Genomic DNA, 16961 nt, shown 5'->3' on the forward strand with positions numbered 1-16961 from the left:
GATGGACGAAAAGGCTGTCGATGCCGAGCTGAAGAAGACGTCGCACGATGATCGAATCAAGGTCGCCACCGCGATCTACGCGACCCAAGTCGCTCCAGGAACCCAGTCGGCAATAATGATGCAGACGTTCCAAAAAGTCGACAGCGAGGCGCTGCGGATCGGTCTGTTGAACGCCAATTACGATCGTTCGTACCGCGAAGGAAACTGGCACGACATCATCATGTACCTGAACGGGTACGACGACCCCGGAATCGCGGATCGCGTCGCCAAGTGGCAGACGAGTGAGCTGACCGAGGGCATCTTCCAGGCACGGCAGCAGTTCGGACCGTCCGGGGAAGCCAGGCTCGGCGGACCCATGCTCAAGCGACTGCCGCCGCCAGCAGCGGCGCCAGGTAAGGGTGCCCAACTGGTCGCACTTGGGCCTGACGCGATCAGGACCTCTGCACTCATGCTCAAGGACTCGGCGCCGGTCAGGGTAGACGGCGGCGTTGGCGGGGAGATCGAACTTAAACCGGGCTCGACTGTTGGGAAGAAGATCCTCGTCAGCGTTTCTGCGACTTCCGTGCATTACGCAGAGGGCCCAGCGCTGTTCGTCATGTGGGCACCGGACTTCGTGCGAGACATGTGGCTGCAAGCGTTTGCCGAGGGTGCCCAGCGCGCCGAGGGGATGGTCACGCTTGCAAAGATGGAGTTCGCGTTTCTCATCGCATTCTTTGTTCCGTGGTACGGCACGCTCGCCTTGGGCATCCTCGAAGCCATCGCGACGATCGTTGAGAACAAGGAATCTATAGACAAAGTCCGCGCCGCGCTGCCCAAGTTCCTCGCGGCGCGTGCGCAATTCAAGGCGCAGTATCCGGCCCTGTACGACAAAATCTTTTGGCACTGTTTCCAAGAGTTGATCGTGCATCTTCCGGACGGGGTTGAAGGCGAGGACATCGCCTATCTGTTGGGTCGGGTTCTCGGCAGGCAAGGGTATTTGGGCGCCTTTGAGAAGGCGCTCGCGCAGGGTGCGAAGGTGACGGCGAAGACTATTTCAAAGATCGTGGCCGAGTACACGGTGCTGGTGGCGCTCATCCACGCTCCAGGCATCGCGTCCCGTGCGGCGAAGGAAGCGGCCAAGAAGGGCGCCGACGACATCAAGAAGGTGCTCGCCGAAATGGGCATCGAGGCGACCGACCCGGAGGCGATGAAGATTGCGAAGGAGTTGATCGCTGCCGGGTCGCCCGAGGTCACACTCGCCGCGCTGAGCGATTCTGCACGCGAGACGGCCGAGGCCCTGGCGAAGATCGAGCAGTGGGCGAAGAAGAACACCCTGTAGCCGGTGATTGCATCCCCCTCTGATCCGTGGGGCCACCGGGACATGGCTGCGGCTCAAGATGTGCGGCGCCGCGGACTGTCATTGGATCTTCTTCGACGCGTCCAAGCCCCGGACGGCGCGGTGGTGCGAAACAGACGTCTGCGGCAACCGGACCTAGATGAACTACCAGCGGCAACGCAACCTCGCACGGCCAACGGAGCGGAATAAGGCTCTAAGGGACATCACTACCCACCATCTCGGCGTATGCGGGCTGTATCGCTGCACCGATTCGGGAACCCCATACGCCGATGCCCCGTCCCGGCCACCGGCCCGCCTTGGGTCGTGGAGACCTACTTTGCCCTTCGACGCTTCATGAGCGGGAGCCCTGTGTACAGTCCCGCGCACGCGAAGGGGAACGCCACGAAAGCTGCGAGGTAGAACCGCCGGAGCCGCCACGAGAGCCGCCACCCAATATGTACAGCCCGCCGACCGAACCAGAATATGACCTGGTGGTTGCTTCCATCATTCAGCGTCATGCTGAATGCACTGCACGTTCTGGCCCCATCCGCTTCAGTCTTCGACACGTAGTTGTGCGCCCGGAGAATGCATCACAGTTTAGGGATCCTCGTGGGTTTCCCAAGGTGCATCCCTCGGGAATCTTTACCGGGCTGAAAGGGGCTCCGCCGACGGGTGAAGGTTAACCATCCGGCTCACGACGGGCAGAGTGAAAGCGAGAGTCAACGCTTGTTGAAGTACGCCTCGCCCTCAGGGAGGACCAGAGTGCCGGTCCCTGCTAGGAATTGTTTCTGAGTGCTCGGTGACCGCGGATGAGGGCTCTAATTAAACCGGCTGCGAAGCCGGCCACCAGCAAGAGAGAACAGCGGTTATGGCCCACGTTGTAGCGAAGCCGCTACAGGTCCCACATAACACGAGGTGTCCCCTGGAAGTCACCGGTGTATGCGGCGCAACTCCCCACCGGTATCCATAAAGATCCCGTGAACAGGACGACCGGGGCGATGAAGAACATCCAAGACCAAGGTCGATTCCATGGCCACTCATCAACTATTCTCGTCACTTGTGCCCCCATCTGGCGAGTCTAGCTGCGCTAAGAACGGCACTACGCCAACTACTGCGGTCGCGTCGTGAGTCCTGAGGCTAGGCTAAGCGCGCCAGCCGACGCATCGCTCTCGGCGATGACGGATCGCTACCCGAGGCCTGGCTGATCGCCGAATGGCCCCCGGCGCGAAGAAACCCACCGATTACTGGCTCTCCGACCTGCCCGCCGACACACCGACCAGAACCCTGGTCAGGCTGGCGAAAATCTAGTGGCGCATCGAACACGATTACCGCGAACTGAAAACCGGACTGGCCTCTCCCACTTCGAAGGACGGTCCTTCCCGGGATTCCACCACGACGTCACCCTCGTCCCCGGCACACCTGTTTATCAGGAGGAAACGCCTCGCCGCCCCAAAAGCGGCCGGGGCAGCCTGAGCCTGGACGGGGTCTCCTGGGAACTCGAACTGTTCCTCACCCGACAGCTCGGCCGCTGCCCCTACTGCCAACACGCACCACCAACCAACTACTAGAATGGAACTTCGATGCCGAACCAGCCCTGGCCTTTGCTGCCCGGGCCAGCCCAGGCGCCCGTTAGGGTCGGTCGATCCTCACCCGCAACCGTCTGCGACTCAGCGAATGTCGATTGCTTCGAATGCCCGCCGATGATGATCGACGCATCGAAGTCGGGAACTTTCTCGAGGAGTTGGTCGAAGACCGGGATATCGAGGTCGCCCAGTCGTACGTCGCGCAGGTGGATCCGGCCCTCGATCGTCCCGCCGCCCTCAAGACCGGCCCGTGATCCCCCGAAGTCGCGGTAGCGTGCCTCGACGCGGCCGTCTGCGCCAACGTTGATCTCAACCGAAACCTTCGTACTACTGCCGATCTTAAACACAACTGACTCTACTTTCAGTATCAGTCCGGCACCCATCTGCGACTCGTGGGTGCCGGCGATGGCGTCGCCCGAACCCGTGAGGCTGAACTTGAAATGCGCTTCCTCAAAGTTGGCGTTCGACGCCCATCGCCAGAGCTCCGTCGAACCGCGAAGCCCGATCGCCGCGTAGAGCTCCGCCGGCTTGGTCTCCCAGTCGAACCAGGGGATTCCGAGTGTCGAGTGGACGAGCCGGTTCTGTCCAAACTCACCCATCGCGAGATGGTTGGCCCCGGCGCGAGTGACCAGCATCAGCTCGCTCGATCCGGCGCCCGTGATGCTGTAGATGAGCTCGGCGAAGATCGGCGACTTGTAGCCCCCGGAATCGCGGCCAGCCGGGCTCGGGTATTGGCCCTTGGGGTTGCCAGGGTGTTTCTCCGGGGCGCCGCCCTTCAGGGGCGTCCAGATCTCGAAGTTGTAGCTGCCCGACTTCCAGCCTTTCGCGTTGTTGTCGAACTTGACCTCGATACGGACGCCAGCTGTCAGCTCCTGGTCGCTGCCACCGCCGATGTTCGGGAATGGCGAGCGGCCATCGTTCGTGTAGATCGCGGTGATCGATCGTATGTTGGGATGTGCCAGCACGTCCTTCTTGCCGCGGTGCTCCAGTCGCACGTTGCCCGCCTTTGCCAGCTGTCTCGCCTGGTCGGAAGTCAAGTCAATCGCCCACGCCTGCTCGCCAGAAATCCCCTCTGGATTCGGCACCTTTCGCGGGGCTCCCCACTTGGCAAGATGCTCAAGGTACTCGAAGGCTGGGCCGGGCCCACGGGCGCGGGCTTGGATCTCGTCCAGGGATGCCGGCGCGTCGAGTTGGTGGTTGCCGAGGTTCCGCTTCGCCTTCGACGGGGTGAGGGGTGCGCCGGCCACCTGCCGCTGGACAAGGCTGGTCACGGCGCGGTTCCCTGCCGAGCGACCGAGATTGAGAAGCGCCGCCTGTGCACTCGTTGGGCTCACGAACACCGACGGAGGCGGAGCGACAGGCACCCGGACCGAGACGACATGGTCGGCCGAGAGGCGCGCACCACCTTCGTATGTTCGCACCTACCGAGTCTGCACCCGCTCACTTCGAATGGCGTGCCCGTTCGGGCAGATGTTCGTGAGGGTCGCCACGAACACCGGGGCGGGCCGCGAAAGTCAGCCGGTGGACATTACCGAGCACCCGCTGCCGAAGGGAAGCTCTATCTCTGTGGGGTGAAGGACGTCGACACGGGAAGCATTCTTGGCTTCTCGATGGGCTCGCGGATGAAGTTCTCGCTAGCGGACTCCGTGGACGCTGATGGTCTTGATGCTCTGGATCAACGGGTTCTGGCATGACTTCAGCACTGATGGGGCGTTCGATCTCGTCGTGGGCGTTGCCGTCGGCGACATCGGTTTGGAGGACAGTGCGGGGATGATTGCTGCGCACCTCGTAAAACGGTAGCCAGGTAATTCTGTGGCCGAGTTAGTGGTGCTAGCTCATGTGCCGGAATGCCGCGCGCGTCCGCTACATCCGGCACCGGTCCTGGTGCGAGGCCGGATGCCCGCATCATCCTTTTGCCTGGTCATGTGTCTACCCGCCCCAGAACTCATGAAATGGGTGAAGGAGGTGTCGCCACGTGAATGTCTCCATTGTTGACCGTTTATGCCAGCCATTGAGTGCTCCCTCCCCCTGGGGGGAGGCCCCACCCGGAACGTGGGACGGGGCGACCCCGTCCGTCGTCGCAGTACTGCCAACGCAAGACAAACCGCGTTCCCTCAGTGAGGGGGCGCGGTTGCCGAGTGTTCAGAAGGGCAAATTTTGGGGTGTGCACAAAGTGCACACTTTCGGCTTCGGATTGGGTCGTAGAATGGCCGGACCGCTTCGGATCCAGCGTGTTTTCGCGCGTTCCCAGTGTTTTCAAGGGCTCGGAATGCAGTTCGAGTCCCACCTCGGGCACAGCATGACCCCTCGTCAGAGGGGTTTTTGCTTTAATGTGTGGACATTCTCCCTCCGCGGGTTCCTCTGACACTGGCCGCGGTCTGCGCCTGGCGCCGTGGTCGCCTGTTCGGTTGTGTGGATGGCGGGGTCAGGGTCCTGGCTGGTGGGCCCTCCGTCTGCTGGAATCTAGGGTTTTGTGCTGTCCTTTCTGGCTGTTCCTTTGGTCAGTAGTTGGCCTTCACCTATTCATGGCCAGGAGCTGTGGTGACGACATGACGAAGCAGAATCTTCTTCGAGGTATTTCCTCGACGGGTGTTTTCTGCCAACCAGACAGAGTCCGCTCTTCGTGTATTTGTCCGGCCAAAGGGGGTGTGCACATTGTGCACTCCTTTGTGCACGGGCGGCTTTTCGGCGTGGATTTTGGTCCCTTCCCATGGTTTTCCCTTCACTACTTCATGAAGTTCTCTGCTTCAAGAGACATGATTTTGCGCTTGGCTCGTCTGTGTCGATGGACGTTTCCTGTCAGTGTGAACCTCTATCTGTGGCCGGCGTGCGAGCCGTCGATAGCGTGGAGGTGTGTGGGATCCGGACTCTTCTTCCGGTGACTGTCCTGGTTTGGGTGATCCGTCATGGCCGGTCCGCGTCTGGACTCACGGCTAACTGGGTGACCAGCCACCTTTTTTGGGGCGGAAGCGCTCTTCTTTTGGGGCGGAAGCGCTCTTCGGCTCGGAACATGCCCGGCGCTGCGTGACATCCAGTCATCATAAACGCTGAGAAGATTCCGATTGGGTGCCTGAGATTTGCATCTTAGGGTGCTAGCGGTAGTTCGTGCAGTCGCACCACCACATCGGCGACCCCCTCTACGGCGGCGACAGTCTCAGCGTCCGCAAAGTGGTGTGATGCACAGCCGGCGGCACACCACGCGGTCGCACGGTGCAGAATCTTCGAAAAGCTGATCAGAGGGGTTCGGACGCATCGCTGGATCGGCGATCACGTGCTTTTGGTCTCCCACCCTATGGGAGTCGAGACCGGTGGATCGCCCCCTGCGTTCTGGGAGACGCCAGCGACTGCAATAAGAAACAACAAATGATTCAAATGCGGGAGTGGGCGGAACGCCTTGCGTTCCGCCCTCTCGAACGAGCCCAGGATTGGCTTCGTTGAACCGCTAGTCGGATATTGCCGTAAAGGCCTTTACCAGGAGCGGGACGTTCTCCGCGCTGGGCGTCAGCTCACCTCGCTCAATACGTTCCGCGACATCGAGAATGATTTCGTTGACGGGTGCCGAACTGCCCAGCTCACGCCTTTTGGCCACGATGTAACCGCTGAATCCGTCGAGTTCCGCCCGTCGGCCCTTTTCTCAATCCTGCAGGACCGCCACCTTGGTGTCGGGGAGTGAGTAGCTCGCGAGAACCGCGTCTAGGAGATCAACTGCGTATTGGTCATCGGCCGGAACTTCGTCCGCAGTCTGACCGAAGATCGGGAGCATGGTGATCCCGAGGTCCTCGGCCAGGCGGTAGGCTTCGCGGCCGGCCGCGTCCATGACTTCGCGCATTCCGTCGAGCTTGACGGCGGACGTCAGTGGAAGCCCTACCAGGGCTGACGGCAGCATCTCCGGAATGTTGGCGATCAGCTTCATCCATTTGGACGACCTAATGTGCCGGCTGATTTCCACTGTTCCCGCGGCCCTGAGCACCTCCGCCACCTGCACGACTCCCTCGATGTTGGATCCGTCGTAGGAGCCCACGGTGAACCACGTTCCTGCCGGCGGGATTTGACGAACGACCACGCCGGGTTCATACATGTTGGCTGCGATGCCGAGGGCGGCGCCGATCGTGCGCTCGGCTCCGTTTCGACCTGGCGAAAGGCTTCCAGCTCATCTGGACCAAGAAGGTTCGCTGGCCCTCAGCCGCGTACGAGCCGCTCTGGTTCCTCCGCGTTGAGACGAACGTGAAATGGCTCCAGGAACGCGGCGTGCGGATCTGGAACGAAAGGAGCAACTACGGGGTCGGCTTTTCGTACGTTTTCTTACAGCTCGCAAGTAAGCTAAACGCTGGAATGCCTGATGGCCCACGGAGCTGGAGTGTTGGAAGATTCTAAAGGCGTAGCGCCCTAATAACCAAGCAGTAAGTGGCCGCGTTCCCGCATCCCTAGTTTCATTTCCATCCGGTTCCCTGCAGAGCAACTTGGAATGAAATTTCACGAAAGGGACGCTGATGGCCACCGGAATTGCACAGATTGCAGAAGATACGGGTCACACACCGCTGAATAGGCGGGAGCTCTATGACAATAAAGACGAGGTGATGCTTCGGATCGAGGTCGGCCCCGGCAATTATCTCATTTTTGGTCGGGCGGTGGTCTGGATTGCAGACAGCGCCCCGCAGACTGCCGGAGGGTGGTTGACGTCCAAGGACGGCGGGAACCTAATCGATCAGGTGGAGGTACGCGTTACTGGCGGCCAATCTCAGGTCCTTTCTCTCCAGGGCGCGTTGACTGTCGGGGAACGTGACACCGACATCGTGGACCTGCGTTGCGGAACATACAAGGGATTCGCTTGGCAACCCTCTCTGATTGTCCTTGGAGTCAACCAGCTAGTCCGAGTTTGATGCCCCGTTCGGCATCTGCGCCCCCTAGCCCAGATTCCGGCAAAAAGAAGGCCCGCACACCATGAAGTGGTCCCCGAAAGTTGGACTCGCAATTGTGTCTCCACCTTAGTGGCTAGCGAAGGGCTTTTCTGCGAATGCTCCGTCCCATTCTGGGACGGAGCCTTCGTCGTGTAGAGGCAGCGTCTCAGCTCTCCTCCAGGATCCTGTTTTCAAGACCTCACTGCTGAGCCTGTTATTTCTGCGCCTCTAGTCAGGTGCGCTGCGTTTCTTCCGTTGGATAGATCCCGACTGCCTTCAGTCCTGTTGCAGAACCTGCGACTTCAAGCACGCCCGTGCCCGTCTTTACGTACACCACGGTGTGGTCCCGACGGGCCCTGACCGAGATACCAACGTCCCGTAGCTAGCGGTGAATCCACCGTTATTCTGACAGTCTCTAAGAACGGGCTATTCGTTGGGTTCGGGCTTGGATCCGAGTGTGGTGGCTGCGTCGAGGGCGTCTTCGACCACGATGAGGTAGTTGTCCCGGCCTGCGGCGAGTGGGAGGGAGTGTTCGCCGTATTTGTCGTAGGTGAGGTCGACGGCGTCGGTGGCGTTGGTGATGTTGAGTCGGCGCAGGCGCCCGACGATGTCGAGGGTGTCTTTGTCGCGTTCGGCGGCTATTTTCATGGCCAGGAGCGTTTCGGTGTCTGCGGCCTGGATGGTGAGTCCGTCGAGCTGTTCAACGTTGACCCAGGTGGCGTTCTCGGGGACGAAGGCTGCCGCGTTGGTGTTGAGCCAGTCGGGGGCGAGGTCGTAGTCGACGGCCATTTCGGCGACGACGGTGTGGATGGTGTGTGGGTCGGTTGCCGATGCCTTGGAGGATGAGGGCGGCACCGCCGACGAGTTTGACGTCGCCGTGTGCGCCGGTGGCCTGCATGCGTCGGCCGAGTTCACGGAGGAGTGCGCGGATTTGTGCGTCGGTGAGTTCTCCGCCGGTCATGCGGTGGCCAGGCTGCGTTCGCGGATGAAGACGTTTAAAGCGGCGAGTTCCGGCGGGGTCTCGTTGCGTGTGAGTTCCTTCATGGATGTTCGGATGGTGCGGTAGGACTCTGCAGGCATCCATGCCGCGTCGAGAGGCTTGATCCGGCGTGTCCAGGATGGCGCGGGTTGGCCGAGGCGGTGTGCGGTGTAGTTGGTGATTCCGGCGAGGGCTGCTGACCAGTGCGGGTCTTTGAGACGGGGGCTGTGCTGGAGCAGCGGGGTGCCGGCGGTGAGGGATGCGGTGGCGTAGTCGGCGAGCATTTTGATGGCGAACTCAAAGTCCCGTTCGGCGATAAGCCGGCTAAAGGTTGTGGCGTAGTCGCGCCGTGCCGGGTCGAAGTCGCTTCCGTGAGGGATGGGATCTGTGGCGGACAAGGATAGGCCGAGGGCGGCTAGGACGGTCAGGGTTTTGCCGAGTTCGGCGCGGTCGTGGCCGGCTTCGAGATCGATGAGGAACTTCCGTGACACTCCGGCCATGTCGGCAAGGGTTTGCTGGGATAGCCCCTTGGCTGTGCGGCGGGCGCGGATGATGGCACCGGCCGCTGCAGGGGTCTTGATGGTCTCAAACGTCATTGCATCCTCCTGTGCTGTATCCAGTATGTCACCGAATGGTGACACGAACGTCATTGCTGGGCAGGCCTCGTGTTCGGTCGGGGGTGGTCATGTCCTGTGTCGTCCAATGCCCCATGAGCTAAGTAGGAAATAGCCGGCGAATGGAAGGGAGCACGTGATGCGTCTGAACCCTCGATTGGTAGCCGATTCTCGTGGCTCGGGGAGTGTCGGTTCTGGTGACTCGTCGTGGTGGTTCGGTGGTCGCTAGCGTGTGCCGGTGTACTGCCTCAAAGCAAAAAAGAGGGTGTTCACAATGTGGACACCCTGGCCGTCGGACTGAGCCGTACAGCTGCCGGACTGTGCCGGATTCCGCATATTTCCGGCACTTCCCAGTGTTTTCAAGGGGTGGAACCCGGTTCGAGTCCCACCTCGGATACGTGTTTTCCCTGTGCAGGTGCGGGGCTGATCCGAACAGACAGCTTTCCCTCAACACCCAAGCGAGCTGTAGTCCCCGGCAGCGGCTGCTCTCCTCCGGCGCTTTGGTCTGTGAGTCGCCAGCAAGGCGATCAGAATGAGTGACGTGGACAGGCCCTGCACCAGCGGTACCTCCGGTACTTTGACTGCTTCGCTGGAAGAGTCATCCGAGGCTACCGCCACCGTTGGTGCTGGTGCCGTTAACAGCCAACCGCACAAAAGGCGAAGTCTCAGGGGTAGGGTTTGCTCTAGCCGACGAAGGGGTCACCATGAGCTACAAATTTCGAACCGTCCGGGTTCGCGGTACCGAGCTGGTTGGAACAATTGCCAGGAAGCACGGGAGCGCGGCCGAGATCTACGAAACGTCCAAGGACCCGAGTACATCAGTGGTTCCGGTGTTCTTCGAGGCAACGGGCGAGGTCCGTTTTTTCGACAGGTCAGTGCTGGAGGACGTGGTGGCGCCAGCCAGTTAGCCGCCCAGGTACACAGGCGCCGGCCACACCCGGGGGACGGGTGGTCAGGTTGTTGACTGCCCGCGCACGCGCGCCAACCATTCGGCCACGAGTGCCCGCACCAGGCCGGGTTGTTCGTGCAGAAGCGCTTGGCCGGCTCGATCGAGCACGGCAAAGGTAGCGCGGGGGTAGTGGTCAAGCAGTTCCCACGGGCCCGTGTACCCGGCCGTGGCATCCTGGCGTCCGGCAACGATTAGCACTGGATGGGGATAGGGTGCCGCGGCTTCGGGCCCGTCCGCCAACTCCCAGTTCGAAAAGATCCGCGTAAGGCCTGCTTCGTCAACGATGGAGGCAGAGGGAGCCACATTCTCCTGGAACCGGCGTAGTGTTTCCGCCGTTTGCACCACGAAGTAGCCGCGGAACGTGGCTGCGAGATCCGGGTCCAGTACGCCGGCCGGATCAGCCAACATAACAAATTCTTGGTGCTCGGGCACGTCACGCGTCTGCGCGCCAACGGGGCAGACTAGCGCGAGCCCGATGGCCCGGCCGCGTCTCCGGCTGGCGATCGCCCGGGCGAGGTACCCACCGTAGGAATGACCCAATACAAGAAACGGCTCAGCACCGATGGTGCTGTCGATCAGGCCCATCAGGGCGTCCAGCACGTCATTGTTGCTCTGGACCGTCTCGGGCGCGGGGGTGCCGCCCATCCCCGGCAGGTCCGGATACAGGCGCCGAAACCCGGGAATCCTGGTAACACCGGTTCAAGGACGCCAGCGATCTCGCGATGATCCACGTCGGCCCCGTGGAGGGCGAGAATCGGTGTGCCGCTGCCGTACTCGGCGTAATGCACAGGCACTTCGGTGGCCGTCACCTTCATCCGGACAGCGTGGGCCTCGTCGCGGCTCACCTGCACTCACCCCGCAAGACGGAGGGCCGGCCCTCGCCTCTAGAGAGTTCGTTCTTGGCAGGCAGACATCAAGGCAAGGACACAAATGAGCTGGCCGTATCGTTGAATTCGAAGCGGCCAAGATCGGGGAACTCGACATACGGCAGCCCGATTAGGTAGAGACGACGACCCCCGTACCACGTGTGCTGGAACAGGATGTTGCCGCCCCATGCCTTGGCCGAGGACGCAGCGTCGTTGAACTTGTAAGGCCACCACTTGAAGTTCGGCCACGTGACGGTAAAGAACTTCGACCCGCCATGGAAGTCGCGATCGCGGTAGAGGAGCGCCGATCCGACCTCGGCATATCGGTGGTACTGGTCCACCCGGGCCCGATGCTCCTCGGGCTCCAAATGTTCAAGGTCGTGGCTGAGAAGCTCACCTACGCGGCTCTGCGCCCGCTGCATAAGGAAGTACTCCACGGTCATGTCGGGATCGCCCACCACCTCCGCACGGATAGCCTTCACCCGATCCTCTGCGGCCCTGAGACGCTGAGCGATACCCTCGTCAGCGCGTGCGATGATATCGACGACTTCTTCCGTCGAGACACCGTCGTGGACCTCTGGCTTGCTGTCGCCAACCTGGATGACGACCGCAGCACTGCTCGCTTCACCTTCGGAGGACATCACGTTGATCCTTTCGCTCTGGGGGAGGGGGCCGCAAGCGGCTACAGCAAGTACAGCAGTCACCCCGTTACCGAGCCGTTACTGGGTGATGGCCAGCGCGGTTCACCACCATGGCTGTCGTCCGATCCGCCGCATAGGCGACGGCAGCACCACCGGCGTAGGCCAACAAGTCCGCAGTGCCGAATGTGGTTCCGAGGACTAGCCGAATGGGTGGCCAGGATTCTCCGAGTTCGGCTGGCAGGCCAGTGAGCTGTAACAGTTCGATCATCACGCAGACCACCAGGGCCGCGGCTCCAATCAGTACTTTGGACTTCGCCGGAATGAGGATGGCCACGAGAATATAGATCAGAACCGCGTACAGGCCATCACCCGCAGGGCCGGTCCACGCTGCATCGCTGAGCGTGCGAATGCTCAACCCAAGCACAATGCTCATCAGCCCGGCGATGCAGAGCAAGACCCGTCTAGTTCTCAATCGCCCCAGTACGACGAAGCGGCTCACAGCCCCAGCACCGCCGCTTTTCCCGGACAGATCATTGCTCCAAGCCCCCATTTTCGAAGCTGCATTTCCCTCAGCGGAAGCAAGGGGACTTTCGCATTCAGCCTAGCTCAGTGTCCTATTCAGGATTACCGAGACTCTCGCGTTCTCGGGCCTTGAGGCTTGGTGGGTGGCCGTTTGGATCGGAAATAATCGCTGCCCCTTCTCCCGGTGGGTGCGCAATAATACTCTCCATGACCAGCAGGGAGATCGGTGAGAGGGAAGCCCGACAGCCGGCCGCGCGCACTGCGGCACATGTCGATGCCGCAACGACTCTGCCGGAAGCCATGACCGGCAGGGCCAGCCCCGCGAAAGCGGCGGTGGGGGACAAACCGGTCTTCGCATACATCGCCAGCCTGCCGCAGCCGCAGCGCGGCATTGCCGAAGCGGTCGATGCTTTGGCGGCAAGGACGCTGCCCGGCCTCCGGCGCTCAGTGAAGTGGGGCATGTCGTACTACGGCGTCGGCGACGGGTGGTGCTTCAGCTGCGGCGGTTTCGCTAAACACGTCAAACTCATGTTCATCAATGGCGTGGCGCTCGAGCCTGTACCGCCGGTGACACCGGTGGGGATGGGCAAGTCAACGCGGGGCGTGGAGCTCGAATCCTTGGACGACATCGATGAACACCAGATTGCGGCGTGGATGAAACAGGTTACGTCAATACCGGGTGTCGGGGGCAAGAAGGAGCATGGCTAAAGGGGAACAAGACCCGCCGGACGCCACCGCGGGGGCCCTGCCGGACGGCCCGGTGGGCGCCGGTCCTGCTGCTGTTGCACCCGAACATAAGAGGGCCGGGAATCCTGTTTCCCGGCCCTCCTCCGTGCTGACTGTCCCGGTGCCGCAGCGGCTGCCCGCCTGGCTAGTCCGCAATCCGCTGCATGCAGGCTGGGCCTGGACCGGGTTCTGGGCCTTGCTGATCATTGTTGACGAGTTCGTGGACCTGGCCGGCTGGACCTGGTACGTGTTTGTGGGGATGGCTGCCCTGCCCACACTGGCCTGCACTGTGGCCGTGCTCCATGCGACCCCGCGCCGGTACCTCAAGCCCCAGAAGGAATCAGTGCTCGCGCACTTCTTTGTCCGGTTCCTCGCGCTGACGGCCGCGTTTATGGTGTGGGGCCTTTCCGTGGTGGCCAGCGCCTCGATTTCCACAACAGTGCAGGCATTGGCCGGGAACTCGGAGCGTGCGGTGACGTCGTTGGGGTTCAACCTGCTCCTGGCGGCGGTCCCGTTGGTTGTGTCCGTGTTGTGGATGGCGCTTATTGTGCGCTGCGCGTGGTTCCTGCGCCGTCTCCGCGGCTGGCGCCAGAGCCCGGAAGATTCGCGGCTGCCCAAGAAATTCCTGCGGGATTCGCCCCAACTCCGGCGTGTTGTGGTGGGTCTCGCGCACCCTGGCCTGCTTCTGGTGGCGGGGCTTGGCACATCGGTCCTGGCACTCTTCCTCGGCGCGGTGGAACTCACGCTCAACGTCATCGCCTGAGGACCCACAGCCTCCGGCAGCGCCCTCCAGAAGTTCTTGGACTACCCGGACGTCGGCATGGCTTTTGGACCGTTGACACTGCCCAGGGCCGCGAGGAGACTTTAATTTTGGGGGGTGCCTCTTCGAAAGGAGCCCAAAATGCCGTGGCATGTGGAGGGTACCTATTTTGAGAATTGCAACTGCGATATGGTCTGCCCGTGTCTGACTTCAGGGCTGACCGCTCCGGCGGATAATGAACGCTGCAACGTGGCCTTGGCGTTCCATGTGGAAAGCGGCGAAGTGAACGGTGTCGACGTCGGCGGCCTGACAGTCTGCGTCGTGGTCGATACGCCGGCGGTGATGGGTGACGGGGGCTGGAAGGTTGGAGTTCTGCTGGATGCCGCTGCCTCGGCTGAGCAGGCAGAAGCGCTCGGTGGAGTATTCGGCGGACAGCTCGGCGGACCGATGGCCGGCCTCGCACCCTTGATCAGTGAAATGGCGGGAATGGAATCCCTGGAAATGGCCTACGCCGACGACGGCCGTGTCCACCGGGTCCGCATTGGGAGTGCCGTGGACATGGTGGTCGAGGACTTCGTGTCTCGCCTGGATCCCACAGGACAAGGAATCAAAGTCAGCGGGGCCGGATTCCCGGCCGACACTCTGGCGGCGGGCACATCCAGCACCGCCCGCGTCGACGTGTTCGGGATGACCTGGGATAACGCCGGGAAGAACTCCTTCTCGGCCCCCTTCGCCTGGTCCGCGTAGGTGGCGGGCAGAAGCGGCCTGTCAGTCAGCCGCCATGCCGCGGAGTTGGCGTTGATCGCGTGCGCCGCACTGGCGTGGTATTACACCGTCTCAGGATTCGCCGGCATGTCCGCAGCCCCGGGGACCATGGGGCTGGGGCTCTGGGCTTTCCTTGGGGTGTGGGCGCTGATGATGACAGCCATGATGCTGCCGGCGCTGGCACCGCTCACTTCGACATATCTCAGGTCGATCCGTGCGGTCCGCAGCCAGCGGATCCGGGCCCTCCGGACCACAGGCCTGCTCGGCGGTTACCTGCTGACATGGGTCGGATTCGGAGTGGTTGCATTCGCGGCCGCTTCGCTCACGGCGCTGATGGCTGAGGACGCGGCGGACATCGCACCGTGGGTGGGAGCCGGAGTGCTCGCGGCGGCCGGCGCCTACCAGTTGACCCCTTTGAAGGATTTCTGTCTCAGGCACTGCCGATCGCCCGTAGCATTCCTGTTGCACGTATCCGGGTACAAGGGCCGCCTGCGGGATGTCCGCGTTGGCATGTACCACGGCGTGTATTGCGTGGGCTGCTGTTGGGGGCTCATGGTGGTGCTCATTGCTGTCGGCGTGATGAACCTGGCATGGATGGCGGTGCTTACGGTAGTTATTTTCCTTGAGAAGACGTGGAAGCACGGGCCCGTCCTCAGTCGGATCACTGGCGTCTCACTGATCGTTTTCGCGCTCTTCGTTCCGGCTCACCCGGAGCTTCTGCCGGGGCTTTTCATGGCCGCGCCCATGTAATCAGGCGGACCCCGGACGGGTGGCCGGGATTATTCTCTTGAGCCAAGCAGTTATGCGACTAGCCGGATGAGGTCTGCGCGCAGCGCTCTGTGATGACAACGGGAATGAGATTACGTGACGACAATGCCTGCAGAGGGGGTCGGCTTCCGCTCGAAGCGCGGTCCCATACTGGTTTCCTTGATGCTCTCGACGGGCCTGGTGGCGATAGATTCGACTATCGTTGCGACGGCGGTGCCGTCGATCGTGCACGACGTTGGCGGGTTCGCATCTTTCCCGTGGCTCTTTTCCGCATACCTGTTGGCGCAGGCTGTGGCGGTGCCCGTCTACGCGAAGCTCTCCGACGTCGTCGGCCGCAAACCGATCATTCTGATCGGTATCGGGCTATTCCTGCTTGGTTCGATCCTGTGCGGCCTGGCATGGAGCATGCCGGCGCTCATCGCCTTCCGTGTCCTGCAGGGCCTGGGTGCGGGAGCAGTCCAACCAATGGCGATCACGATCGCTGGCGATATCTATTCGCTGACTGAGCGGGCGAAAGTGCAAGGCTACCTTGCGAGCGTGTGGGCGGTGTCCTCCGTTGTTGGCCCCACGCTTGGCGGCGTGTTTTCCGCACTGGGCATGTGGCGAGGGATCTTCCTCGTGAACATCCCCTTGTGCCTCCTGGCCGGGTGGATGCTGCTCCGAACGTTCCACGAGAATGTCGAGCGCACCAGGCACCGGGTGGACTATCTGGGGGCAGCACTACTGACGGCCTCGCTGACCCTGGTCATTCTGGGGGCCCTCGAAGGCGGCCAGACTTGGGGGTGGACCTCTGCCATCAGCATTGCGGTGTTCGCCGGCGGAGCACTCCTGTTCGCCGTGTTTATCCTCGTCGAGCGGAGGGCCGCGGAGCCGGTCCTGCCGCCGTGGGTCGTCTCCCGGCGACTGCTGGCGACGACAGCGCTGATCTCCTTTGGCGTTGGAGCGGTCATGCTTGGCCTTACCTCTTACGTTCCGACTTTCCTCGAAGGGGCCCTCTCGACCTCCCCGATTCTGGCTGGGCTCGCACTGGCGGCACTGACGATCGGCTGGCCGATCAGTGCGTCCCAATCGGGCCGGTTCTATCTTCGGTTGGGTTTCCGAAAGACCGCGATGATCGGCATCACCATCACGGTCCTGGGTACAGCGGTACTTGCCCTCACCGCTTCCACACCCAACGTTCTCCTGGCCGCAGCAAGCTGCTTCATCGTAGGGCTAGGGCTGGGGCTGGTGGCCACCCCGAGCCTCATCGCCGCCCAGTCCAGCGTCGACTGGAACGAGCGCGGAGTTGTCACCGGCACCAATCTTTTCGCGCGGTCGATCGGCAGTTCCATCGGTGTCGCGGTTTTCGGGGCGGGTGCCAATGCGATCTACGCGGGCACTCCTGGCGGCAACACGGATCCGCACACCGTCGTCGCCGCTTCGGGGGCTGTTTTCCTGGCTGTACTGGCCGCCGCAGTACTCACGGTCGTGGCTGTTGTGGCGATGCCCGTAACAGACAGCACGGCCACCGCCCGCCCTGCCGTAGACGCTGCGGCTCAGGCTGAGCACAGTACGGCACCTGCACAGGATTAGGAC

General features: G+C 62.0%; 18 protein-coding genes and 3 pseudogenes. 13 read left to right on the forward strand and 8 right to left on the reverse strand.

The annotated features are described in order from the left end of the window. Position 1: 1 nt before the first annotated feature. From AC1MCD_RS08580 to AC1MCD_RS08590, 3 genes and pseudogenes are all read left to right on the forward strand, one after another. Positions 2-1318 carry a hypothetical protein gene (locus AC1MCD_RS08580; RefSeq protein ID WP_498677634.1) on the forward strand — a complete coding sequence of 439 codons (1317 nt, stop codon included), beginning with the start codon at positions 2-4 and terminating at the stop codon, positions 1316-1318. 58 nt (positions 1319-1376) lie between these two features. Next, the gene (locus tag AC1MCD_RS08585) at positions 1377-1475 is read left to right on the forward strand and encodes a CGNR zinc finger domain-containing protein (RefSeq protein WP_498678244.1); all 99 of its coding nucleotides are present in this window, start codon (positions 1377-1379) and stop codon (positions 1473-1475) included. 1017 nt (positions 1476-2492) lie between these two features. Next, positions 2493-2775: pseudogene (locus AC1MCD_RS08590) on the forward strand (IS701 family transposase); the annotation flags it as partial. Between the two features lie 104 nt (positions 2776-2879). Here AC1MCD_RS08590 and AC1MCD_RS08595 read toward each other — a convergent pair. Beyond that, positions 2880-4169, reverse strand: coding sequence for a hypothetical protein (locus AC1MCD_RS08595; protein ID WP_498677636.1), 1290 nt, complete (start codon positions 4167-4169; stop codon positions 2880-2882). A gap of 253 nt (positions 4170-4422) precedes the next feature. Between AC1MCD_RS08595 and AC1MCD_RS08600 the strand changes: the two are divergent. Beyond that, positions 4423-4538: pseudogene (locus AC1MCD_RS08600) on the forward strand (IS3 family transposase); the annotation flags it as partial. Between the two features lie 16 nt (positions 4539-4554). Continuing rightward, positions 4555-4698 carry a hypothetical protein gene (locus AC1MCD_RS08605; RefSeq protein WP_498678508.1) on the forward strand — a complete coding sequence of 48 codons (144 nt, stop codon included), beginning with the start codon at positions 4555-4557 and terminating at the stop codon, positions 4696-4698. 1642 nt (positions 4699-6340) lie between these two features. Here the strand turns inward: AC1MCD_RS08605 and AC1MCD_RS08610 are convergent. Together AC1MCD_RS08610 and AC1MCD_RS08615 are read right to left on the reverse strand one after the other, a co-directional pair. Continuing rightward, a complete protein-coding gene (locus AC1MCD_RS08610; RefSeq protein WP_498677637.1) occupies positions 6341-6487 on the reverse strand; it encodes a hypothetical protein in 147 nt (48 codons plus the stop codon). Between the two features lie 45 nt (positions 6488-6532). Then, complete coding sequence (locus tag AC1MCD_RS08615; protein WP_498677640.1) at positions 6533-6961, reverse strand: ketopantoate reductase family protein; 429 nt, start codon at positions 6959-6961, stop codon at positions 6533-6535. Positions 6962-7014: 53 nt separating this feature from the next. Between AC1MCD_RS08615 and AC1MCD_RS08620 the strand changes: the two are divergent. Both AC1MCD_RS08620 and AC1MCD_RS08625 read left to right on the forward strand, forming a co-directional pair. Beyond that, positions 7015-7164 (forward strand): annotated as a pseudogene (locus tag AC1MCD_RS08620) (thymidylate synthase); the annotation flags it as partial. Between the two features lie 224 nt (positions 7165-7388). Further along, on the forward strand, positions 7389-7778 hold the full coding sequence (locus AC1MCD_RS08625) for a hypothetical protein (protein WP_498677642.1): 390 nt from the start codon (positions 7389-7391) through the stop codon (positions 7776-7778). A 444-nt stretch (positions 7779-8222) separates the two neighbouring features. On the opposite strand, the gene AC1MCD_RS08630 is transcribed toward AC1MCD_RS08625, so the two are convergent. Further along, positions 8223-8651 carry a hypothetical protein gene (locus tag AC1MCD_RS08630; protein WP_498677644.1) on the reverse strand — a complete coding sequence of 143 codons (429 nt, stop codon included), beginning with the start codon at positions 8649-8651 and terminating at the stop codon, positions 8223-8225. Between the two features lie 102 nt (positions 8652-8753). Next, positions 8754-9371 (reverse strand): helix-turn-helix domain-containing protein, encoded by a 618-nt coding sequence (locus AC1MCD_RS08635; protein WP_498677645.1) that lies wholly within the window; start codon positions 9369-9371, stop codon positions 8754-8756. A 722-nt stretch (positions 9372-10093) separates the two neighbouring features. On the opposite strand from AC1MCD_RS08635, the gene AC1MCD_RS08640 reads away from it, so the two are divergent. Further along, complete coding sequence (locus tag AC1MCD_RS08640) at positions 10094-10297, forward strand: hypothetical protein (protein ID WP_498677647.1); 204 nt, start codon at positions 10094-10096, stop codon at positions 10295-10297. A 44-nt stretch (positions 10298-10341) separates the two neighbouring features. Here AC1MCD_RS08640 and AC1MCD_RS08645 read toward each other — a convergent pair whose 3' ends face one another. The 3 genes from AC1MCD_RS08645 to AC1MCD_RS08655 form a co-directional block, all read right to left on the reverse strand. Continuing rightward, on the reverse strand, positions 10342-10983 hold the full coding sequence (locus AC1MCD_RS08645; RefSeq protein ID WP_498677649.1) for an alpha/beta fold hydrolase: 642 nt from the start codon (positions 10981-10983) through the stop codon (positions 10342-10344). A gap of 268 nt (positions 10984-11251) precedes the next feature. Continuing rightward, positions 11252-11845, reverse strand: coding sequence for a hypothetical protein (locus tag AC1MCD_RS08650; RefSeq protein ID WP_498677651.1), 594 nt, complete (start codon positions 11843-11845; stop codon positions 11252-11254). Positions 11846-11912: 67 nt separating this feature from the next. After that, complete coding sequence (locus AC1MCD_RS08655) at positions 11913-12278, reverse strand: ribosomal maturation YjgA family protein (protein ID WP_498677653.1); 366 nt, start codon at positions 12276-12278, stop codon at positions 11913-11915. A gap of 296 nt (positions 12279-12574) precedes the next feature. On the opposite strand from AC1MCD_RS08655, the gene AC1MCD_RS08660 reads away from it, so the two are divergent. The 5 genes from AC1MCD_RS08660 to AC1MCD_RS08680 all read left to right on the forward strand — a co-directional run bounded on the left by AC1MCD_RS08660 (position 12575) and on the right by AC1MCD_RS08680 (position 16958). Then, positions 12575-13075 carry a DUF1801 domain-containing protein gene (locus tag AC1MCD_RS08660; protein WP_498677654.1) on the forward strand — a complete coding sequence of 167 codons (501 nt, stop codon included), beginning with the start codon at positions 12575-12577 and terminating at the stop codon, positions 13073-13075. After that, positions 13068-13856 (forward strand): hypothetical protein, encoded by a 789-nt coding sequence (locus tag AC1MCD_RS08665; protein WP_498677658.1) that lies wholly within the window; start codon positions 13068-13070, stop codon positions 13854-13856. Before AC1MCD_RS08660 ends, AC1MCD_RS08665 begins: the two co-directional genes overlap by 8 nt. Positions 13857-13994: 138 nt before the next feature. Further along, positions 13995-14600, forward strand: coding sequence for a DUF1326 domain-containing protein (locus AC1MCD_RS08670; RefSeq protein WP_498677661.1), 606 nt, complete (start codon positions 13995-13997; stop codon positions 14598-14600). Between the two features lie 105 nt (positions 14601-14705). Then, a complete protein-coding gene (locus AC1MCD_RS08675; RefSeq protein WP_498677663.1) occupies positions 14706-15368 on the forward strand; it encodes a DUF2182 domain-containing protein in 663 nt (220 codons plus the stop codon). 123 nt (positions 15369-15491) lie between these two features. Beyond that, on the forward strand, positions 15492-16958 hold the full coding sequence (locus AC1MCD_RS08680; RefSeq protein ID WP_498678246.1) for an MFS transporter: 1467 nt from the start codon (positions 15492-15494) through the stop codon (positions 16956-16958). Positions 16959-16961 lie beyond the last annotated feature (3 nt).

Source organism: Arthrobacter sp. BF1 (assembly GCF_056680215.1).